Consider the following 21,054-nt stretch of genomic DNA (forward strand, 5'->3'; position numbering starts at 1 on the left):
TGCACGCTCCTTCAGGACAGGTGAGTGCCACACCGGCCCATGGTCGAGCGCCCGCCCAAGTTGTTTCGGGACGAAGAGGTGGCTTGCCCAAGAGCTGGAGCTGTTGATCCGAGGAGGCCCCGCCCTTGGAGCAGGCCGACACTCTTCCACACTACGCAGCGTGTACACATCAACTGTACGGTTACGCGATCAACAACCGCCACCATCGGCAAGTCGCCGTGCGTCTTACGGCCTGTGCACCTCGTGAGGCATCTCGGCCGGCAAAGGTGATGTGACCGGGTGCCGCCCTCGGGTGGCACCCGGTCGCGCATGTGAAAGGAACAACGTGGAACCGATCGCTTCGCTGTCGGGGATCGCTCAGGGCTACGGCCGGCACCAGGTGATCAGTGGACTCGACTGGGATCTCGGCGTGGGGGTCCATGGGCTTCTGGGTCCCAACGGTGCGGGAAAGACAACGCTTCTCCGCACCCTTGCCACGGTTGCGCCTGCCCAGGAGGGGGCTCTGGAGATCTGCGGCAGAAAGGTGCACTCCGAGCGGACGGCCAGGGCGGCTCGGCCTCTGATCGGCTACCTGCCCCAGGAGTTCGGGTACTACCCGTCCTTTTCGGTCTACGATTTCGTCCGGTACAGCGCGTGGCTGCGGGGAGTTCCCGACGGTGAGGCCCACAGCGCGGCTCTGAAAGCGATCGCATCCGTCCTTCTCGACGGACGTGCGCAGGACACGATGAAGTCTCTCTCCGGCGGCATGTTACGGCGCGCAGGTATTGCCGCGGCGATCGTCGGCTCGCCGAGACTCCTGCTCCTGGACGAGCCGACCGTCGGCCTGGACCCGGAACAACGCTTGCAGTTCCGTGAGTTGATCAGATCGCTGACGGACTCGGCGATCGTGCTGAGCACACACCTCGTCGAGGATGTGGCGGCTGTCTGCGACCAGGTCGTCGTCATGCAGTCCGGAAGGTTCCTCTTCCGCGGCACCCCCGAGACCCTTGCGGGCAACTCCCGATCGGGAGTGGCGGGCGACAGCCCGTTGGAGCGCGGATACATGGCGGCCTTGTCGGGGCAGGGGGCGCTTTCCTGATGCGTATTCTCGTGATGGAGCTGCGGCGCTCTCCGCTGCGATGGTGGTTTCCCGTCCTCGTCGCCCTGGACGTGGCGGTTCTTTTCGGACGGTCTCAATGGTGGATCGGCGTCTGGCCGCAGGCCAGCGCGGCGGCCCAGATACCCGCCTTCTATCTCGGCCCGTTCCTGGCCGCGTACGCCGCTTGGGCCTCCGGACGGATCCATCGGCTCGGCTTCGAGGACCAGCACACCGCGGGAACCAGGCCCAGATGGCAGGTCGAGGGAGTGCACATCGCGGCAGTCGCCGTTTACGGTGGCGGCGCCTACATCGTGGGCGCCGTGGTTGCCGCGGCAGTCAGTCACCACGATGCCGGACCCGGGTTCCTGTGGCCCAGTTACCTGCTGCTGGGTGCCGCGCTCATCGTTCTGTGCATCGCTGTCGGCCACCTCGCCGGGCGCTGGTTCCCGTCCGGTTTCGCCACCCCGGTCGTCTCCGGTCTGGCCTGCTTCGTGGCGGTGACGATGAACGGCGGCCCGATGAAGGCCGGCTTGTTCGTGCTCTCCGGTGCCCCTGCCGTGGAAGTGACTCCGGAGCGTCTCGCCATTCGATGGGGGCTGGCGCTCTCCGCGGTGGCCGTCGCCGTTCTCACGCCACGAAGGCTGCTCGGATACGCCGGCGCACGCGGGAAGCTGATCGTCAGGCTGCCGGCCATCGGCAGTTCGGCGCTGGCCGTCGCGTGCCTGGCAGGCGTGCTCACGGCGGGCCCCGTGCAGACGGCGCGGGCGAATCCGAGCGCTCCGATGTGCACGCGTACCGAGCCCAAGATCTGCGTATGGCCCGAGGAGCGCATGTACATACCGCGGCTTGAGGCGCTGGCAAGGCGCGTATCCGAGCTTCCTCCGGTCATCAAATCCCCCTCGGTGTTCTACGAGGAAGGGCTCAGGGGCGACAAGGCACAGGACACCGACTTCTCGATCTTCGAGGGGTCCATGTGGGAGGTGGCCGACAGCATGTCCATCGCGATCTCCCGGGCGTCCACTCCGCCCTACTGCCAGGCGGTGAACAGCAGTGCCGAAGACCGGCGCATGATGGCGTACTTCGAGCTCGACTCGTGGCTCGCGGCCCGGATCTCAGGTGCTGGGCAGCCGTCCGGCATTCACGGAGGGCCGCCTGGTGTCGACCAGAGAGCGATCGCAAGGCTGATCAAGCAGTCCGGGCCGGCACAGGAGGACTGGGCGAAGAAGCGGATCAAGGTGATCGAGGGTACGCGCTGTGCTTGATCTCCGCGGGTCCTGGATCCGCTACCTGCGGGCTCATCGCTTCCGCGGCATCGCCGTGGGCTGGGCTGTGGTGATCGCGTGCGATGTGGCGCTCGGGTCCACCCGGCTCGATTTCCCCTTCAGCGGCGGCGGATCCTCCGCGACCCCTTTGCGGCACGAGATTCCCCTCGCCCTGGCTGTGATCGCCGTAGGCGGCCTCGGCAGCGCCATGGACTCCCTGGAGGAGGCTGCGGCGAACGGCTTCAGACGGGCCGAGGTCTCCTGCCTCGTCGGGGCCGTCTCGGTGGCGGCGGTGCTGCTCATCGCGGCAGAGGCGTTCGTAAGCCCCATGGGCACCGTTCTGCTGGTCCTGAGAGGCTTGCTGATCTGGGTCGGACTCGCCCTGCTGTCCGGGCGGGTATGGGGATGGAGGCTTTCCTGGATCCTCCCCCTGGTCACCCTCTTCCCGCTGACGTACTGGCAGGTCGACGGCCTGGGGCGGTTCCGGTGGTGGGACTGGACGGATCAGCCCGGATACTCGCTTCCGAGCTGGGGGATCGCCATCGGCAGCCTGCTGGTGGGCGGGGGCGCGATGGCGCTGACTCCCTGGCGCGTCAATCGGCTGCGGCGCGCATTCCAGCGGAACAGGTAGCGGGCGAGGAAACCACCCGCGGTGTCCGTGCTTTTCTGTTTTCCCGGCGTGGGGCGGCTGTCGCGCCGGTACGGCCCCGGGGAGTCGGGGCCGTACCGGTTCGGCTCAGGGGGTGGTCACTTGGTGAAGGCGAAGTACTTCCAGGCGCCGTGGGTCGTGGAGTTCACGTTGTCGCCGGAGGAGCCGTTGATGTACGACGAGCGCATGCGGGCGCGGATGCCGGACTCGCCCGGTGCCTCCAGGCTCACGGCCGACTTGCCGCTGGTTCCGAGGGCGAAGTACTCGTAGCCCGAGTCGTACCACTTGCCCTGGTAGTACACCTGGAGCTGGAAGCGCTGCTTGCGGCCCGGGTAGTAGGTCATGGTCGTGGTGAACAGCGGATCGGTCTTCTTGTGGAAGTAGTAGTACGTCGTGGAGCCGATCTTGCCCGTCTTGTACTGCTTGGAGACGGCGGTGGAGACCTTCACCCGGGCGTACGCGGTCGACTTGACGGTCTTGGCGGCGTAGCGGGCGTCGCCGCCGAAGACGGCGCTGACGGTGGTGTCACGGGTCATGCTGACGGTCGCCGACAGGTTGCCCTTGGAGTTGACCTTGGCCGTCTTCAGCAGCTTCTTCGGCTTGTCGGGGCCGAAGGGATCCGCGTAGATGGAGACGGTGCGGTTCTTGTACGTCGTGCCGAGGTGCGCCGTGAAGGTGACCTTCTTGCCGTACGAGTACAGCTTGCCCTTGTTGTTCAGGGTCAGCGCGGCCGCCTTGCGGGAGACGTCCACCGCGCCCGAGGCAGAGGCGGGCATGTGGGCGGCGTCGCCCGCGTAGGTGACCTTGTAGGTGACCTTGCCACCGGCGGGCGGGGCGTCCGTGAAGGAGAAGCTGCCGTCCGCCTTGGTCTTGACGGCGGCCAGCGCCTTGCCGCTCGGCGACTCGACGTCCGTGCGGGTCACCTTCAGCGCGGCGCCGGCGGCGGGCAGGCTCTTCGAGGTCAGTTTGCCCTTGACGGTGAGCGTCTTGGCGCGCTCCGACTTGGCGGGGGCCGACACCTTGAGGGTGGGCAGTTCCTTGGTGGGGTCGGTCAGGGCGCGCAGGGTGTGGACGCCGTAGGAGTTCACGGAGACGGCGAAGATCCGGCTCGAGTCGGGCGCCCAGGCCAGCGCCCCGTCCACGAGGGTGTCGGCGCCGCTGTCGTTGCCGGTGTTGGGGAAGTCGTACTCCCGCACCGGCACCCGGTCACCGGGCCGGTGGATGTGGACGTCGGGGTCGTACCAGGAGAAGCTGCCGCCCGCGATGGTGCCGTCGGGCGCGACGCGCACGGCGTTCGGGTACGGGCCGACGGGGTAGCCGGCCAGCTCGGTGAGGTCGGTGGCCGAGTAGGCGCCGATGCTGTACCCGGCGCCCCACGAGGTGAGCACCTGGCTGCCGTCGGGCATCAGGTCCAGCTGCTTCACGCCGCTGCCCATGTCGCCCTCGGCGCGCAGGGTGGCGTCGTCGGCTGAGACGTCGTACACGGCGAGCCTGGAGCCGCTGCCCGCCACCAGGACGCCCGGGACGGCCGGGTCGGCGGCCAGCAGCGTTTCGGTGCCCGGGTAGGAGTCGTTGTCTCCGCGCTGGGCGAGGTGGACGACGGGTTCGGGGCCGGAGACGTCGAGCGAGCCGAAGTCGCCGCCGTAGGAGAACCAGATCCGGCCGTCCACCTCCTCCAGGTCGCCGGGCGCCGCGTCGACCGGGTAGCTCGCGGTCCGGGTGTACGTCCCCGTCTCCACCGAGACGATCCGGTTGTCGTTCTTCACGGCGGCGTACACCTCGCCGGAGTCGGCGGACAGCGCGAGGCCGGTCACGCCGGGGAGACCGGCGAGTGTCGCCTTCACGGTGCCCGAGTAGTCGGTGACGACGATCTTGCCGGCGCTCGGGTCGGAGATGTAGACCCGCTGGTGGACACCGTCCACGACCATGTCGCCGACCGAGTTCACCGGAAGGACCTTCGCGGAGTCGGCAGCCGCCGGACCCGCCATGCCCGTGGCCAGGACCACGGAGCTGAACACGACCGCGAGTGCCGTCGCGGCCGAGATGCTACGTCTGCGCACAGTGATGGAACCCCCACAGAAGAAGCCCGGTTCTCGCCGGGCGGAAACGGACGGGCCGCGTATCCCCCCGCGCACGGACTACGGGTGCGTGGACGCTGCCGAAGCAGCAGCGTATGGCATGTCAGTGACAATCGCCGACTGGAAATTCGGTGCCGCCCCCGGCCCCGGCCTGCGAGGACCGCGAACTCAGCGGTCTCGCGGGGCCTCTTCCTGGTTGCCGGGTCGATGAAGGTGGCCATCGGCCCAGCCACCCGGTCACGCGCCCGTCCGGTCGCGGGGCGCCTCAGCCCAGGACGCGTACCGGGTTGCCCGCCAGGTAGGCCTGGATGTCTTCCACCGCGTCGCCGTAGTACGTCGCGTAGTTGGCCTGCGACACGTAGCCGAGGTGGGGGGTGGCGAGCAGGCGTGGGGCGGTGCGCATCGGGTGGTCGGCGAGGAGTGGTTCGACGTCGAACACGTCCACTCCGGCGCCGGCGATACGGCCCTCGTGCAGGGCGGCGAGCAGCGCGTCCTGGTCGACGACGGCGGCGCGGGAGGTGTTGATCAGGTAGGCGGTGGGCTTGAGGAGGGCGAGTTCGGTGGCTCCCAGCAGGCCACGGGTGCGGTCGCTCAGCGCGAGGTGGACGGAGACGAAGTCGCTCGCCGACAGCAACTCCTCCTTGGAGGAGGCGAGTTCGACGCCCACCTCGTTGGTGCGCTCCTCGGTGAGATGCCGGCTCCAGGCGCTGACCCGCATCCCGAAGGCGAGGCCCACCTGTGCGACGCGGCTGCCGATCTTGCCGAGGCCGAGCAGGCCCAGGCGGCGGCCCTGAAGGTCGGCGCCCACGGTGGACTGCCAGGGGCCGCCCTCGCGCAGCGCGTTGTTCTCGGTCACCAGGTTGCGGGCGAGGCCGAGCAGCAGCGCCCAGGTCAGTTCCACCGGCGGCGTGGAGGAGCTGCCGGTCCCACACACGGTGACGCCGCGGCGCTCGGCGGCGGCGTAGTCGATGACCGAGTTGCGCATGCCGGAGGCGACGAGCAGCTTCAGGCGGGGCAGGCGGTCGAACAGCGTGGCCGGGAAGGGGATCCGCTCGCGCAGGGTGACGACGATGTCGAAGTCGGCGAGGACACCGGCGAGTTCGTCCTCGCCGGTGGGGTGCTCGCGGAACGTGACGATCTCCACCCGGTCCTCGACCGGGCTCCAGTCGGCGGAGGAGAGGGCGGCGTCCTGGAAGTCGTCGAGCACGGCGCAGCGCAGGGGCATGTCAGTGGTCTCCGTCGTCGTTCGTCGTTCGTCGTTCGTGCTGATCAGGCTGCTCGATGACATCGCTGTCCGGCAAACCCGATGGACCACGCGCGACGAGCGCCCGTACTGTCGGGCGCGGGCCAGCCGGCCTCAGGGACGACCACACCCGAGACGATCAGAGGTGCCATGACGGACGCCATGAAGGACGCCACCGGCCCCACCGCTCCCACCGCCGGTTTCGCGGACATTCCGACGACCACACTGGCCGACCTCCTCGGCCGGGCGCAGGTCATGGACATCGGCGTCCGCCCGCTGTGGTCGCCGGTGCCGCGCGTGGCCGGGCCGGCCTTCACCGTGCGGTGCCCTCCCGGTGACAACCTCATGCTGCACGCGGCCATTCACCGTGCCGCCCCGGGCTCCGTCATCGTCGTCGAGTCCGGCGACCTGGACTACGCCCTGGCGGGCGGCAACGTGTGCGCCGTGGCTCAGCGCCGCGGCGTCGCGGCCTTCGTGCTGGACGGTCTGATCCGCGATCTGGGCGAGGTCCGCGAGGCGGGCTTCCCCGTGTTCGCCCGGGGCGTCATCCCGATCCCGGGCGGCAAGAAGGCCGTGGAGCCGCTGAACACGGAGGTGACCTGCGGCGGGGCGAAGGTGAACGCCGGCGACGTCGTGGTCGCCGACGAGGAGGGCGTCGTGGTCGTCCCGGCCGCCCGCCGCGAGGAGATCCTCGCCGCCGCACGGGCGAAGACGGCCAAGGAGGCGGACGAGACCCTCGACGCGTGGGAGGCGGCCCACCGCGCCCGTGTCGACGGGATCCTGCGCGAGCAGGGCTTCGAGGACTGAACCCGTCCCGCGGGGCGCGCGGCCCGCGCCGGAGGTCAGTGCTGCTTCAACTGGGCGTAGATCCTGCCCTTGGTGTCGTGGACAGTGACCTGGGAGACGTAGTCCCAGGAGCCGCCGCCGGACTTGACCTCGGCGACGGCGTACCAGACACCCCAACCCGGATCGCCGGCCAGCTCGATGAGCTTGCCCCGCACCGTCCCGTCCGCCGTTTCGACCTCGACGCTGGACGCGGTGCCCTTGCCGCCGTAGTACAGGCCGGAGAGGTAGACGTGGCTGCTGTCGCCCTCGGACTGCACCCCGACTCCGGGAGTGTTCCGGTCGATGTTGCCGTCGACCACGCTCCGGAACTGCGGCTCGTCGGGCATGGAAGGCGTCGTCCAGTACTTGCCCTCCGCCGTGAGCCACAGCTCGAAGCCGGGGGCGGCCGTCACGTGCTCACCCGAGGCGACGACACGGGGCGCCGGGGCCGGGGCCGCCGAGGAGGCGGACGGCGAGGGCGAGACGGACGCGGGCGCCGCGGGAGGCGCGTCGTGGGTGGCGCCGGGTTCCGTGCCGCGCAGCACGACCACGGCCAGCGGGACCAGCAGCAGCCCACATCCCGCGCCGAGTACGGCCGTCCGCCGCCTGAGCCGGATCCGCCGCCCCCGGCGCTCCACGTCCGCCAGTGGCAGCGGAGAGGGCCTGAGCTCGTGTGCGGCCTCGGCCAGTGCCTGGCGCAGCCATGCGGTCTCGGCGTGTCCCGGGCCTGTGTCTGCTTCGGTTCTGGGGTGGTTCATCAGCGGGCTCCGGTGACGGGGTGGGAGCGGTCGGAGGCGTCGGAGGGGGCGGAGGATGCGGAAGGTGCAGAAGAGTCGGAGAAGGCCGCGAAGGCCGGGTGGGAGCGCAGAGCCGCGAGGCCGCGCCGCGCATGGGTCTTGACCGTTCCGAGCGAGCAGTCGAGCACCTCGGCGATGGCGGTTTCGGGAAGGTCCTCCCAGTAGCGCAGCACGAGCACCGTCCGCTGCCGGGCGGAGAGAGTGGCGAGCGCCTGCGTGACCGCGGCGCGGCGCTCGACGGACTCGGCGTGGCCGTTGTCCGGCTGATGCACCCGCTCGGGCAGGAACGGCATCAGCAGATGCGTGACCCGTCTTCTGCGGATCCGGCTGAGGTTGTTGTTGACGAGGGAGCGTCGTACGTAGAGGTCGACGTCGTCGGGCGGGATGCGCCCCCAGCGCGCGTAGACCTTGGCCAGGGTGGTCTGCACGAGATCCTCGGCTTCGTGGTGGTCGCCGGTGAGCAGGACGGCGGTCCGTAGCAGACGGGTCCAGGCCGCACTGGCGTAGGCGGCGAAGTCGGTGCTCCCGGAGGAGCCTGCGAATCTCTCGTACTGCGGCACGAACGCGGTTCCCTGTGGGTCGGGTACGGGGAGGAATGGAGCCGGGGAGCTCCGGGGCGGGGGCCGCGCGGCCCCCGCCCGGGAGGTCAGCGCAGCTTCAACTGGGCGTAGATCTTGCCCTTGGTGTCGTGGACGGTGACCCGGGAGACGTAGTCCCAGGAGCCGCTGCCGGGCTTGACGTCGGCGACGGCGTACCAGGCGCCCCAACCCGGCTTGCCGGGCAGCTCGATGAGCTTGCCGTGCACCGTCCCGTCGGCCGTTTCGACCTCGACGCTGGACGCGGTGCCCTTGCCGCCGTAGTACAGGCCGGAGAGGTAGACGTGGCTGCTGTCGCCCTCGGCCTGCATCGAGACGCCGGGGGTGTTGCGGTCGATGTTGCCGTCGACCACGCTGCGGAACTGCGGCTCGTCGGGCATGGAAGGCGTCGTCCAGTACTTGCCCTCCGCCGTGAGCCACAGCTCGAAGCCGGGGGCCGCTGTCACATGTTCACCGGAGGCGACGACACGGGGCGTCGGGGCGGTCTTCTTCGCGGTCGGCCGCAGTGGCGTGGAGGCCCGGACCTTCGCGGCGGAAGCGGCCTGGGTCTGTGCCGTTCCCGCCTGCGCGACCGTGGCGTGCGGTGCCTTCGCGGGTACGGCGTACGCCGCTGTGGCCGTCCCCGCCACGGCGGCGACGACGGCGGCGCAGGCCAGGAACTTCAGCGTCCGTTTCATGAACGGGCAACTCCTCTTGGAACACGGACCCTTGGGGGATCCGGAATGACTGATGGAAGGAGGGCGCCTCTCCACCCGTTCAAACCCCGCCGGGACCGCTTCCGGATGACACCCCCCGCGGGATTTCTTCGCGGAGCGGCTGTGTACGCCGACGCGCGGCCTGGCGTCGGTCCCGCCGCGCTCGGTGCGCGGCGGCGATAATCGCCGGGTGAACGGCGGTGAGGTGCGGCGGCGGCTGCTGGGCGATCTGCTGGCGGTCGGGGCACCGTACGGGCTGGCGCTCGCCGGTGGGGACGCGGTGCGGGCGCACGGGCTGGTGGACCGGCCCGGCCAGGGCATCGACGTGGCCACCGAGAGCCCGGTCGGGGCGGGGGACATCGCCGCGGCGCTGCGCGCCGGCCTGGAGGAACGCGGCTGGCGGGTGCGGACGTGGGAGACGGAGCCACTCGCGGCCCGGCTCGTGGTCGGTGACCTGGGGGTCGGCGGCGAGGAGGCTGGAACCAGGGCCGGGACCGGAGCCGGGACCGGGACCGGAGCCGGGACCGGAGCCGGAGCCAGGGCCGAGGCCGGGCCCAGGCAGGAGTTCGCCGTGCAGGTGGTCAAGGAGGTGCTGTGGCGGCCGCTGGAGTTGGGCGAGTTCGGCCCGGTCCTCTCGCTCGAGGACCTCGTCGGCACCAGGGTGCGCGCGCTGGCCGGTCAGGGCCTCGCCCCCGATCTCGTCGACGTCCACGCCGCCGCCGACCGGTGGAGCCACCCCGAGCTGGAGGAACTCGGCCGCCGCCACGCCGGTGACGTCTTCGACCTCGCCGATCTCCAGACCCGCCTCGTCGGGGCCGAGTGGATCGACGACCGCGAGTTCGCCGCCTGCGGGCTCGACGACCGGGCGATCGCCGAGCTCCGCCGCTGGGCCCAGGAATGGGCGGACGACATCGGCGAACGGCTCGCGGAGTGCGCGGCGCCACCCGACGACGAGTGACGCCGACTCCTGCGCGTGACGCGGACCCCGACCCCTACGACCGACACCAGCTCCGAGGACTCACGGTCAGCCGTTGATCACCGTGACCCCTTCCGGCGCCGACACCTCCACCGATCCGTCCCCCTTCACCGCGATGTCCAGCCGCTTCCCCCCGGCCTCGAGCCCGGTGACCGTCAGCGGTCCGTACGCGCGGGCGAAGCCCGGGGCGACCGTCAGAGTGCCGGCCGGGATGTCCGCGCTCAGGCCGAGGGCCGACTGGAGGACGAGGACCGAGGACGCCGCCGCCCACGCCTGGGGCCGGCAGGACGCCGGATAGGGCGCGGGACGCGGGCCGGCCTCGGCGCCGTGGCCCGCGAAGAGTTCGGGCAGCCGGGCCTCGAACGCCGCCGACGCCGTCAGCAGGCCGTCCGCCAGCGACGCCGCGGCGTCCGGGAAGCCGGACCTGACCAGGCCGTGCACGGCGATCGCGGTGTCGTGCGGCCAGATCGAACCGATGTGGTAGCCGTACGGGTTGTAGCCCGCCGCCTCGCTGCTCAGCGTGCGCAGACCGTGGCCCGAGTCCAGGTCGCCGCCGGAGAGCCGGGCGGCCAGGAGAGCGCTCTCCTCGTCGTTCAGCAGACCCGTGCCCAGAAGGTGGCCGAAGCCCGAGGTGACCGAGTCGGCCGGCCTGCCGTCGCCGTCCAGCGCGACCGCCGGATACGGGCCCCGTGCGTCCTCCACCCAGAAGCGCTCGCGGAAGCGCGTGGCGAGCCGGTCCGCCCACTCCTCCCACTCGTCGGCCCCCGGGCGGCCGAAGGACCGCAGCAGCGCCGCTCCGCCGCGCGCGGCCTCGTAGGCGTACGCCTGCACCTCGCACAGCGCGATCGGCGGGCGGGCGAGGCTGCCGTCGCGGTACCGGATGGAGTCGCCGGAGTCCTTCCAGCCCTGGTTGGCCAGGCCCCGGCCCGACTGGTCGACGTACTTGAGGAAGCCGTCGCCGCCGGCGTCCCCCTGGTCGCGCATCCACGCCAGCGCCGACTCGGCGTGCGGCAGCATCCGCTCGACCTCCTCCGGCGCCAGGCCCCAGCGCCAGGCGTCGTGGAGCAGGGAGATCCACAGCGGGGTGGCGTCGACCGTGCCGTAGTACACCGGCGGGAGCGAGAACGTGTCGCTGAACGCCGAGGTGTCGCGCCGGACCTCGTGCAGGATCTTGCCCGGCTGCTCCTCGGAGGCCGGGTCGGTGACGCCGCCCTGGCGGCGGGCGAGGGTGCGCAGGGTGCCGGCCGCGAGCTCGGTGCCGAGCGGGAGCAGCATGCGGGCGGCCCAGAGCGAGTCGCGGCCGAAGAGGGTCAGGAACCAGGGCGCGCCCGCGGCGAGGAACTGGTCCGGCCGGTCCCCGGGCGAGCGCGGGTCGGTCAGGCGCAGGCGGTCCAGGTCGGCGAGCGACTGCTCCAGCCACCGGTCGAGGCCCCGGTCCGCGCTGCGCAGGACGGGGGTGCGCCACGGCAGGGCGTCGGCGGGGGGCGCCGGGAACTGGTCGCCGTCCGCGTGGGCCGCGGTGCAACGCAGGGTGACCGTCCACGAGGCGCCGGGTTCAAGGGCGATGTCGTAGGACAGCCGTCCCGCCGTCACGTCCAGCGCGTCGGGCGCGGGGTCACTGGCCAGGCGTACGGCGAACCCGTCGCTCGCCCAGGACAGTTCGCCGGTGCCGGCGGCCTGCGCGGATGCCGCCCGGGCCGGGCGGCCCGACTTGACCTGCTCCATGGTGGCGAGGTCCGTGCCGGCCGTGACCGTCAGCCGGAAACGGACCGACTGGGTACCCGCGTTGGTGACGTCGAGGACCTCCTCCAGCCCTCCGGCCGTCGTGGTCCGGCGGCGGTGCAGGGCGACCGCGGGGTCGGCCGTCACCTCGCCGAGCCCCCGCAGGATCGACCGGAAGTCCGCCCGGTCCGCCCCGCGCAGCCCGTGTCCGACGGGCGCCAGCGGGATGCCCTCGGCCGTGACGGTCAGTCGCGAGAGCGCCCGGCGGTCGCCGTGGAAGAAGCCGTCCGCGCCTCCGTCGAAGGCCCCGTCGGCGCGTGAGATCACGAAGCTGGGCGCGTACAGCGTGACGACCGCGTCGTGCAGGAACGGCTGAAGGCCCTCGGTCACCGCGGGGGGCGGCGTGACCGAGCCGTTGGCGTCCAGGGTCTTGACAGTCGAGTCCAAGGAAGTAGAACCTCTCAGCGTTTGATCGTTCCAAAGACATTAAGTGACTCGTCAGAGCGCTGACAATGCTTTTGGAACGCTAAAACTGCTCCTCGTTCCCTCTGCACGCCGGAGACCGCAATGCCCCGCTCCAGCAACGACCCGCCCGCCAGGGGCGGCCCGGTGACGCTCGCCATGGTCGCGCGCCGGGCCGGGGTCTCCCCGCAGACCGTGTCGAACGCGATCAACTCGCCGGACCTGCTGCGTTCCGAGACCCTGGAGCGGGTCCGCCGTGTGATCGACGAGATGGGCTACCGCCCCAGTCGCGCCGCGCAGACCCTGCGCACCCGCTCCAGCAGGCTGATCGGCTACGGCATCCAGCCCCTGCCGGCCAGCAGTCCCGTCCTCGACCGGTTCCTGCACGCCCTGTCGCAGGCCGCCGACGAGGCCGGGTACCGGATTCTGCTGTTCGCCTGCCGGCCCGGCACCCCGACGCTGGACGGCTACGAGGAACTGCTCGACCAGCACGAGGTCGACGGCTTCGTGCTCAGCGGCACCGAGCACAACGACCCGCGCCAGGCCTGGCTCGCCAAGCGCGGGGTGCCGTTCGTCGCCTTCGGCCGGATGTGGTCGCGGCGGCAGATCGGCGACTGGATCGACGTCGACGGCGCCTCGGGCACGGACGCCGCCGTGGAGCACCTGATCGGTCTGGGGCACCGCAGGATCGCCTTCCTCGGCTGGGGGCGCGGCTCCTCCGGCGCCGGTGACGACCGCGCCGAGGGCTGGCAGCGGGCCATGAAACGGCACGGGCTGCCGACGCGCGGGCGGCGCGCGCAGAGCGTGAACGACATCGACGCGGCCCGCGCCGCCGTGAAGCCGCTGCTCGACGCGGGGGCGACCGCGGTGGTCGCGGCCAGCGACATGCTGGCGCTCGGCTGCTACCAGACGCTGCGCGAACGCGGGGACGTCCCCGGTCGCGACGTCGCCGTGGTCGGCTTCGACGACTCGCCGACCGCCGGGCTCCTGTCGCCCGCGCTGACCTCCATCGCCCAGCCGCTGGAGGAGGTCGGCCGGGAGTGCGTACGGCTGCTGCTGGCGCGGTTGGCCGCGCCTGACGCACCGCCCGAACGCATCCTGCTGCCGCCGTCCCTGGTCGTCCGGGACAGCATCCGGGCCGCCCCCGTCGCGGACGGGACCGCGACCGCGACCGCCGTCTGACGACGGGCCGACGGGCCGACGGGCCGACGGCCCGGCGGCTCGGCGGCTCGACAGCCCCACGAACCGACGAACTTGGCGGACGCCGGTCACCCCCGGCGAGCACCGTCCCGACCGGAACCATCCCGGCCGGCTGTCCCGATCAGCACCATCCCGGCCGGCACATCCCGGCCCCGGCTCGGTCGGCACTGCCCCGACGGTCCCCGTCCCCACGGGGTCCGCCCCCGTCCCCACCGTCCCCGTCTTTCCCGTCCTCACCGTCCCCGTCCTCCCCCGCCCGACCCGGACCCCTCCCCGTCGGCACCGTCCCCGACCCGACCCGTCCCCCTCCGCGTCGGTCCAACCACCCCCGGCCCACACCGAGCTCTCTTCTCCTCCACCCTCCGGCCGTCTTTCGTGCCGCCGGGCGGAGCCGCACTCACCATCCCCGAATCCTGGAGGTATCCATGTCCCACCGCACGGCTGCCACGGCCCTCGCCACCTGCGCGGCACTGCTCGTCACCGCGGGCTGCTCGTCGAGTTTCGGCGGCGACAAGAAGACCGAGCAGGACACCGGCTCCCACCAGGACCTGCGGGTGCTGATAGCCAGTTCCGGCGACGCCGAGACCAAGGCCGTCAAGGAGGCGGCCGCCGCGTACGCCAAGCAGTCCGGCAACAAGGTGACCGTCGACGTCGCGAAGGACATGAACCAGCAGCTCGCCCAGGCCTTCGCCGGGCACAAGCCGCCGGACGCCTTCTACGTCAACTCCGACCAGTTCGCGAACTACACCAGAGGCGGCTCCCTGTACGCCTACGGCGACCAGGTCAAGGACGTCGACGACTTCTCCGAGCAGTTGCGCGCCTCCTTCACCCACGACGGCAAGCTGGTGTGCCTGCCCAAGGACACCTCCACGCTCGCCCTGGCGGTCAACACCGACCTGTGGACGAAGGCGGGGCTGACCGAGAAGGACTACCCGGCGGACTGGGACCAGCTGAAGAAGGTCGCGGGCAAGCTGACCGGGCACGGCGTGACCGGACTGGTCACCAGCGGCGAATACGCGCGGCTGGGCGTCTTCATGAAGGAGGCCGGCGGCTGGATCACCAACGCCGACCAGACGAAGATGACCGCCGACAGCGCGCAGAACGTGCAGGCGCTCCAGTACGTGCAGTCCCTGCTGAAGTCCGGTTCCGTGAAGTACGCCAGCCAGGTCGACACCAACTGGGGCGGCGAGGCCTTCGGCAAGGGCAAGGCCGCCATGACCATCGAGGGCAACTGGCTCGACGGCGCCATGAAGGCCGACTACCCCGACGTGAAGTACAAGGTGGTCCCGCTGCCCGCCGGTCCGGCCGGCCAGGGCACGCTCGCCTTCAGCCAGTGCTGGGGCGTGGCCGCCGAGAGCGCCCACCGGGCGGCGGCCGTGGACCTGGTGACGTACCTCAACTCCAGCGCGCAGCAGCTGAAGAACGCGGACGCGTTCGGTGTGATGCCCTCGCGCACCAGCGCCCTGGCCGAGTACGCGAAGCGGAACCCCGCTGCCAAGGCGTGGGTCGACGGCAGCGCCTACGCGCAGGGCCCGGTGACGCTCGCCGGATTCGACAAGGTGCTCGGCCAGTTCAACACCGACCTCGCGGGGCTGGCCACCGCCGACCCGAAGAAGATCCTCGCCGACCTCCAGCGCAACGGCGAACGCGCGCTCACGAAGGGCAACTGACCCACCGTGTCCGCGCGTACGTCACACCACCCCCGGCCGGAGCCGCGTTCCCGCGCCGGCCAGGGGTCCCGTACGGCCGGCCCGCCGGGCGAACCTGACACGCCCGGCGGGCCCGGCCTGAAGTCGGCGGCGCCCGCCCGGCGGGTGGGGCGCCGCTCGGAGGGCGCCTGGGGCTGGCTGTTCGTCAGCCCCGCGGTGCTCGTCCTCGGCCTGTTCCTGGTCCTGCCGACGCTGATGGCGCTGTGGGTGAGCCTGCTGCACTGGGACGGGCAGTCCAACCCGTTCAGCGCGCAGGCGGACTTCGCCGGCCTGGACAACTACCGGACGCTGCTCACCGAGGACGGCCTCGACCGCACCCTGTTCGCGACCTCGCTGCGCAACACCGTGTACTACGTGCTGCTGACCGTGCCGCTCCAGACCTTCCTCGCGCTGGGTCTGGCGCTCGTCGTCAATCAGCGGCTGCTGCGTGCCCGGAGCGCCCTGCGCACCGCGTTCTTCTTCCCTTCCGTCACCAGCTCGATCGCGGTGTCCACGATCTTCCTGTTCCTGTTCCAGGGCAGCGGTGCCGTCAACACCGCGCTTTCCTGGATCGGGGTGAAGGGCCCGAACTGGTTCAACGACCCCCGGGGAGTGCTGTCCCTGCTGCTCGGCGGCCTGGGCGTCGTCGACACCGGTCATCCCTCGGGCGCGCTGGCCGACCACTCCTTCATGGGGCTGTCCTGGTTCGAGTGGCTGTCCGGGCCGTCGGTCGCGATGTGCACGATCATCCTGCTCGCGGTGTGGACGACGTCCGGCACCTTCATGCTGATCTTCCTCGCGGCGCTCCAGGACGTGCCGCGCGAGCTGGAGGAGGCGGCCGCGATCGAGGGCGTGGGCCGCTTGCAGATGCTGCGGTACGTGACGCTGCCCGCGCTGCGGCCGGTGCTGTTCCTCGTGCTCACCCTCGGTCTGATCGCCACCTGGCAGGTCTTCGACCAGGTGTACGTCATGAGCCAGGGCGCTCCCGGCAACACGACGCTCACGCCGGCCTTCCTGTCCTACTCCACCGCGTTCGACGACGCGGACTTCGGCCAGGGCGCGGCCATCGCCTTCATCCTGCTCGTACTGATCCTGACCATGACGGCCCTGCAGCGCCTTCTGCTGCGCGAGCGCGCCGCCCGTCCCCGGAGGAACCGATGAGCGCGCATTCCACTGCCGCCCGGGCGCAGGGGCGTCCGGTGCTCGGACGCTTTCCCCGGCCCCTGCGGATCCTCGGGTACGCGCTGGTGGTGGGGCTCGGGCTGCTGTATGTCCTGCCGTTCGCCATCCAGTTGGCGACCGGGTTCAAGACGGACCCGGACGCGGCGAACCATCCGCTCGGGCTGTTCCCGGTCACTCCGACGACCGCCGCCTACCAGCGGCTGTTCGGGATCAGCCAGGCCGGGGAGGGTGTGCCGTTCCTGCGCTGGCTGGGCAACTCGGTGTTCGTCGCGGTCGTCATCACCGCGGGGCGGGTGCTGTTCGCCTCCATGGCCGGGTACGCGCTGGCCCGGCTGCGCTTCCCGGGCCGCACCCTGCTGTTCGGGTTCCTGCTCACGATCATCGCCGTGCCGCCCGTGGTGCTGCTGATCCCGCGGTTCCTGGTGCTCAACGCCTTCGGGCTGTTCGACACCTACGCGGCCATGATCCTGCCGCTGCTGGTGGACGCGGCGCAGGTGTTCATCATGAAGCAGTTCTTCGAGTCGATCCCCCGGGAGGTGGAGGAGGCCGCGCGGGTCGACGGCGCCGGTGTCTTCCGCACCTTCTGGTCGGTCGTGCTGCCGATGGCCCGGCCGGCCCTGATCACCGTGACGATCCTGGCCTTCCAGGGCTCCTGGAACGAGTTCACCCACTACCTGGTGGCCACCCAGTCCAGCCAGTACGAAACCCTGACCACCGGCCTCGCCCGCATGGTCTCCGGCAGCCTGGGCGGCGGCACCCAGTACCCCCTGAAACTCGCCGCGGCCCTCCTGTCCACCCTCCCCGTGGCCATCCTCTTCTTCTCCTTCCAACGCCACTTCGTCCAGGGCGCGAACGCGGGAGCGGTCAAGGACTAGGACGACCACACCAAGCCACCCACCGAGCGGCGCGGGCCCTGCGCGCCGCGGCGGGCGGCACAACCCGCCGCGCCGTCCATAACGTTTCTGCAGGTCAGCGTGAGCTTTCCGTGATCACCTGGGACGGTGAACCGGATGGGAGCCCCGCAACCCGCCCTGCCTGGGTGCGGTTGTCCCCCGTGATTGGCAAGAGGCCATCAGGAGGGGATCACCATGGCCATTCCGCAGGTCGCGCGCCTTGTCACTGCCCTTGGTGCCGCCGTCGCGCTGGTTTTCACCTCGGCGACGGGCGCCAGTGCCGGCGCAGTCGGCTCGACACCGGTTCAGACCTTCGAGTACAGCGTGGGCGGCGTGACCATGAAGGTCCCCACGGGCTGCATGTTCACGCACATCATCCGCGGCAGCGCACTCCGGATCACCTACCAGAACGCCGGTGTCGACTGCGCCTTCGTGGGGGCACTCAGCAGTGGCTTCTGCAACTGGCGGATCGACTTCACCTACGCGGACACAGGCAACCGCACCTACCGCACCTCGCGCGGCAGGACGCACGACGAGTGCAAGATCGACCCCATGCGGAGCAACTCTCCTCAGACGCTTCCTCGTTATGGCAAGACATGCGCCCACCTCTACGTCAATGGCGTGCGGCGGGTGAGTCAGTGCCATCACGTCACGAAGTGAGCCGAGTATGAGCGAGCAGCAGCGGCAGCAGGGGAAGGCGGCTGGACCGGCGGAGGAGCGAGCCGACGCGATGCGGCGGCGAGCCGGGCTCTGCGGCTTCGTCGTGGGGTTCGGCGTCGTCCTTGCCTTCTTCGCCTTCTTTCCCGGGTTGCCGCATGTCATCGACTGGGGTGCTCTTCTTGGGGCGTTGGGGGTGGGGTTGTTCGCGCGGTGGGGGTGTCGGGCGTGGGTGAGGAGGGGTTCGGGTTCTCGGTGTTAGGGCGGCGGGAGGCTGCGGCGAGGGTCAGGGTGATCGCGGTCGAGGCCGCTGCTGTTGCCGTCATCGCCGTGGCGGGGGACGTGAGTTGGGCGATCGTGCCGGCCAGGGCGGCGCTCGCGCCCTGGAGGGTGAGCATGCCCGCGGAGTGCAGGCCCAGGGCGTGGCCGGCCAGTTCGTCGGGGGTCGACGCCATCAGGCGCTCCTGCTGGACCAGGCTCGCGCCGAAGCCGACGGAGGCGAGGGTCACCAGGCAGGCGGCCACCGGTACGGGCGGGTGGAGGACGAAGAGCAGGTACGGGGCGGCCAGCAGCAGGAGCAGCGGCGTGGCCGCCCGGCGGCGTACCGCCGGAGGCAGCAGGCGGCCCACCGTCACATCGCCGGCCAGCATCCCGAACGCCGCGCACGCGAACAGCGTGCCCGCCGCCGCGGGGCTGTAGGAGACGTACAGGGACTCGCAGCCGACCACCAGGCCGTTGGGGAGCCACAGGCCCAGGTAGGTCAGACGGCGCGGGCGGGACGACCACAGCAGGGCGTTGGTGCGCCAGGTCGCCGAGACGGACGGGCGGCCGGAGGTGCGCGGACGGCGCCGGGTCAGGCCGAGGCGGAGCACCGCCGCCGCCACGGCGTACAGCGCGGCGGACAGCAGCAGCGAGACCCGCGGTGACAGGGCCGCCACCAGCACCCCGCCCGTCGCGAACCCGATGATCTGCATGATGCCGCTCATCATGTTGAACACCGAACGCCCCAGCAGATAGCCGTCCTTGGACAGGATCTCGTTCAGCAGGCCCCAGCGGACTCCCCCGCCCAGGGAGGCGACCAGCCCCTGCGCGAGGATCACCGCGAAGACCGCCCACAGCGCCAGACCGGGCACCGCCAGCAGCGCCGTGCCCGCCGCGAAGGACAGGCAGACGCCCACCAGCGCACGCCTCGGCGGCAGCCGGTCCGACCCGGACAGGAAGAGGGTCGCGCCGAGCACCTGGGCCAGCGAGGGCCCGAACATGCTCACCGCGGAGAGCAGGGGCGAGCCCGTCGCCCGGTACACCAGGGTGCCGAGCGCGAGACCGCTCGCCGTCTGGGCCACCGTCTGCGCGCAGGACGCGAGGAAGAGCGGGGTGAACTCCGGGGTGCGGAAGAGCTGCTGGTAGCTGCGCATGCGCCGGAGTCTCGGGCGGGAACGGGGCCGGTGGTTATTGTTTCGCGCAGGCGCGAAAGGTCGCCGGGGAGGGGCAGTCCATGGGCCTGTGGCAGATCAACGCCGACACACTCGCCGGGAGCCGGTTCGTGCTCTCGCCGCTCGCGGAGACCTTCGCGAGCCTGAAACTGCTGCACGCGGGCTCCGGCAACCACCCCGGCGAACAGGCGTGGCTGCGCGCGCACCTGCCCGCCTTCCGGCGCCTCCTCGCCGGCGACCCCGTCACCGCGCTCCTCGTCCGCGCGGGACTCGGCCGGGACTGGATCGCCGACTTCCTCACCCCCACACCGCTGGACGAGGAGTCCTTCGAGGAAGGCGTCGAGCGGGTACGCGCCGCCGACCCGGAGGCGGCCCGAGCGCACCTGCGGACCTCGCTCGCCGGACCGCTGCCGGCCGCCCTGGAGCGGGACGACCTGCCCGAACGCGCGGCCCGGCTCCTGGAGTACGTCTGGGCGGACACCGTACGGCCCTCCTGGACCCGGCGGCGACACGTCCTCGAAGCCGATGTCGTCGCACGGACCGCGCAGGTCAGCCGGGGCGGCTGGGCCGCGGTGCTGGACACCCTGCGACCGGGCACGCGCTGGCTCGGCGAGAACCGGTTCCAGGTCAACCTGCACGAGTATCCGCCGCGCGAGCTCTCCGGCGCCCAGCTCGTCTTCGTGCCGGTCACCCCGAAGACCGGCTGGGTGGCGTGGGACGAACCGCGGCGCCGCTACGCCGTCGTCTATCCCTGCGCCGGCGCCCTCGCCGACACCGACGCGCGCCGCGCCTCCGTGCCCACGGGCCTCGGGGCCCTGCTGGGCCGCGCCCGCGCCGAGGTCCTGCTCCTGCTCGTCTCCCCGCTCAGCACCACCCAGCTGACCGCCGTGACCGGCCAGACCCTGGGCTCCGTGGGCCGCCACCTGCGCGTACTCCTTGACGCGGGCCTGGTGGAACGCCGCCGAGCCGGACGCTCGGTCCTGTACTCACGGACCGGCGCGGGCCAGGTCCTCATCGAGGCGGCAGCCTGTCGGGGCACTAGCATCCGCTCATGACGACTTCAGACAGCAGCAGCGAACTCGCCCCGGACTCCCCCCTGGCCGTGGAGATCGGTGCCCTTCAGGGCGGGGCGGCCGGACTCGGGCAGTACGCGGGGCAGGTCGTGCTCATCGTGAACGTGGCGTCCAAGTGCGGGCTCACTCCGCAGTACGCCGGACTCGAACAACTGCACGAGCGGTATGCGGCGCAGGGCTTCACCGTGCTCGGCGTGCCGTGCAACCAGTTCATGGGGCAGGAGCCGGGCAGCGCCGAGGAGATCGCCGCGTTCTGTTCCGCCACGTACGGCGTCACCTTCCCCATGACCGAGAAGGCCGAGGTGAACGGGGAGGGACGGCACCCGCTCTACGAGCGTCTGACCGGCTTCGCCGACGCCGAGGGTTACACCGGGGACATCCGCTGGAACTTCGAGAAGTTCCTGGTCGGACGGGACGGCAAGGTCGTCGCCCGGTTCTCCCCGCAGACCGCCCCCGAGGCCGCCGAGCTGGTCACGGCCGTCGAGGAGCAGCTCGCCTGACGAGCCCCTCCCCCTGAGGTGAGCGGTCCGCCGGCCCGGGGCCGT

At 71.3% G+C, this 21,054-nt stretch carries 19 protein-coding genes; 12 read left to right on the top strand and 7 right to left on the bottom strand.

Features of this window, described 5'->3' with window-relative positions:
• Positions 1 to 325 precede the first annotated feature (325 nt).
• Genes CG719_RS13775 through CG719_RS13785 form a run of 3 tightly spaced genes read left to right on the top strand, consistent with a single transcriptional unit; the run spans position 326 to position 2,971 of the window.
• Complete coding sequence (locus CG719_RS13775) at positions 326 to 1,078, top strand: ATP-binding cassette domain-containing protein (protein ID WP_234375569.1); 753 nt, start codon at positions 326 to 328, stop codon at positions 1,076 to 1,078.
• Between the two features lie 14 nt (positions 1,079 to 1,092).
• The gene (locus tag CG719_RS13780) at positions 1,093 to 2,340 is read left to right on the top strand and encodes an ABC transporter permease (RefSeq protein ID WP_159024876.1); all 1,248 of its coding nucleotides are present in this window, start codon (positions 1,093 to 1,095) and stop codon (positions 2,338 to 2,340) included.
• Positions 2,333 to 2,971 (top strand): hypothetical protein, encoded by a 639-nt coding sequence (locus tag CG719_RS13785; protein ID WP_100568896.1) that lies wholly within the window; start codon positions 2,333 to 2,335, stop codon positions 2,969 to 2,971. The genes CG719_RS13780 and CG719_RS13785 overlap by 8 nt, the downstream gene beginning before the upstream one ends.
• A 116-nt stretch (positions 2,972 to 3,087) precedes the next feature.
• Here the strand turns inward: CG719_RS13785 and CG719_RS13790 are convergent, their stop codons facing one another.
• Both CG719_RS13790 and CG719_RS13795 read right to left on the bottom strand, forming a co-directional pair.
• Positions 3,088 to 5,049: a hypothetical protein gene (locus tag CG719_RS13790; protein ID WP_100568897.1), complete on the bottom strand. Its 1,962-nt coding sequence runs from the start codon at positions 5,047 to 5,049 to the stop codon at positions 3,088 to 3,090.
• A gap of 283 nt (positions 5,050 to 5,332) precedes the next feature.
• Positions 5,333 to 6,292 (bottom strand): D-2-hydroxyacid dehydrogenase family protein, encoded by a 960-nt coding sequence (locus tag CG719_RS13795; RefSeq protein WP_100568898.1) that lies wholly within the window; start codon positions 6,290 to 6,292, stop codon positions 5,333 to 5,335.
• Between the two features lie 168 nt (positions 6,293 to 6,460).
• Here CG719_RS13795 and CG719_RS13800 point away from each other — a divergent pair, with 168 nt between their 5' ends.
• Positions 6,461 to 7,117 (top strand): RraA family protein, encoded by a 657-nt coding sequence (locus CG719_RS13800; protein ID WP_234375570.1) that lies wholly within the window; start codon positions 6,461 to 6,463, stop codon positions 7,115 to 7,117.
• A 35-nt stretch (positions 7,118 to 7,152) separates the two neighbouring features.
• Here the strand turns inward: CG719_RS13800 and CG719_RS13805 are convergent, their stop codons facing one another.
• The 3 genes from CG719_RS13805 to CG719_RS13815 form a co-directional block, all read right to left on the bottom strand.
• The gene (locus CG719_RS13805; RefSeq protein ID WP_100568899.1) at positions 7,153 to 7,893 is read right to left on the bottom strand and encodes a hypothetical protein; all 741 of its coding nucleotides are present in this window, start codon (positions 7,891 to 7,893) and stop codon (positions 7,153 to 7,155) included.
• Positions 7,893 to 8,492 (bottom strand): SigE family RNA polymerase sigma factor, encoded by a 600-nt coding sequence (locus CG719_RS13810; protein ID WP_100568900.1) that lies wholly within the window; start codon positions 8,490 to 8,492, stop codon positions 7,893 to 7,895. Before CG719_RS13810 ends, CG719_RS13805 begins: the two co-directional genes overlap by 1 nt.
• An 86-nt stretch (positions 8,493 to 8,578) precedes the next feature.
• Complete coding sequence (locus tag CG719_RS13815) at positions 8,579 to 9,205, bottom strand: hypothetical protein (RefSeq protein WP_100568901.1); 627 nt, start codon at positions 9,203 to 9,205, stop codon at positions 8,579 to 8,581.
• A 208-nt stretch (positions 9,206 to 9,413) separates the two neighbouring features.
• On the opposite strand from CG719_RS13815, the gene CG719_RS35810 reads away from it, so the two are divergent.
• Positions 9,414 to 10,181, top strand: coding sequence for a hypothetical protein (locus CG719_RS35810; protein WP_199836636.1), 768 nt, complete (start codon positions 9,414 to 9,416; stop codon positions 10,179 to 10,181).
• 66 nt (positions 10,182 to 10,247) lie between these two features.
• Here the strand turns inward: CG719_RS35810 and CG719_RS13825 are convergent, their stop codons facing one another.
• On the bottom strand, positions 10,248 to 12,368 hold the full coding sequence (locus tag CG719_RS13825) for an amylo-alpha-1,6-glucosidase (RefSeq protein ID WP_100568902.1): 2,121 nt from the start codon (positions 12,366 to 12,368) through the stop codon (positions 10,248 to 10,250).
• Between the two features lie 120 nt (positions 12,369 to 12,488).
• On the opposite strand from CG719_RS13825, the gene CG719_RS13830 reads away from it, so the two are divergent.
• The 5 genes from CG719_RS13830 to CG719_RS36385 all read left to right on the top strand — a co-directional run bounded on the left by CG719_RS13830 (position 12,489) and on the right by CG719_RS36385 (position 18,006).
• A complete protein-coding gene (locus tag CG719_RS13830) occupies positions 12,489 to 13,565 on the top strand; it encodes a LacI family DNA-binding transcriptional regulator (protein ID WP_100568903.1) in 1,077 nt (358 codons plus the stop codon).
• 443 nt (positions 13,566 to 14,008) lie between these two features.
• Positions 14,009 to 15,253 (top strand): sugar ABC transporter substrate-binding protein, encoded by a 1,245-nt coding sequence (locus CG719_RS13835; protein WP_100568904.1) that lies wholly within the window; start codon positions 14,009 to 14,011, stop codon positions 15,251 to 15,253.
• Positions 15,254 to 15,259: 6 nt separating this feature from the next.
• Entirely contained in the window at positions 15,260 to 16,432 is a 1,173-nt protein-coding gene (locus CG719_RS13840) for a carbohydrate ABC transporter permease (RefSeq protein ID WP_100568905.1), read from the top strand.
• Complete coding sequence (locus CG719_RS13845; RefSeq protein ID WP_100568906.1) at positions 16,429 to 17,328, top strand: carbohydrate ABC transporter permease; 900 nt, start codon at positions 16,429 to 16,431, stop codon at positions 17,326 to 17,328. Before CG719_RS13840 ends, CG719_RS13845 begins: the two co-directional genes overlap by 4 nt.
• A gap of 213 nt (positions 17,329 to 17,541) precedes the next feature.
• Positions 17,542 to 18,006: a hypothetical protein gene (locus CG719_RS36385; RefSeq protein ID WP_234375571.1), complete on the top strand. Its 465-nt coding sequence runs from the start codon at positions 17,542 to 17,544 to the stop codon at positions 18,004 to 18,006.
• A 158-nt stretch (positions 18,007 to 18,164) separates the two neighbouring features.
• Here the strand turns inward: CG719_RS36385 and CG719_RS13860 are convergent, their stop codons facing one another.
• Positions 18,165 to 19,418 (bottom strand): MFS transporter, encoded by a 1,254-nt coding sequence (locus CG719_RS13860; RefSeq protein WP_234375572.1) that lies wholly within the window; start codon positions 19,416 to 19,418, stop codon positions 18,165 to 18,167.
• 80 nt (positions 19,419 to 19,498) lie between these two features.
• On the opposite strand from CG719_RS13860, the gene CG719_RS13865 reads away from it, so the two are divergent.
• On the top strand, positions 19,499 to 20,491 hold the full coding sequence (locus CG719_RS13865; RefSeq protein ID WP_100568907.1) for an ArsR family transcriptional regulator: 993 nt from the start codon (positions 19,499 to 19,501) through the stop codon (positions 20,489 to 20,491).
• Positions 20,488 to 21,009 (top strand): glutathione peroxidase, encoded by a 522-nt coding sequence (locus CG719_RS13870; protein ID WP_100568908.1) that lies wholly within the window; start codon positions 20,488 to 20,490, stop codon positions 21,007 to 21,009. The genes CG719_RS13865 and CG719_RS13870 overlap by 4 nt, the downstream gene beginning before the upstream one ends.
• Positions 21,010 to 21,054 lie beyond the last annotated feature (45 nt).

This window comes from Streptomyces sp. CB01373 (assembly GCF_002803075.1).
In the GTDB taxonomy this organism is placed as follows: domain Bacteria; phylum Actinomycetota; class Actinomycetes; order Streptomycetales; family Streptomycetaceae; genus Streptomyces.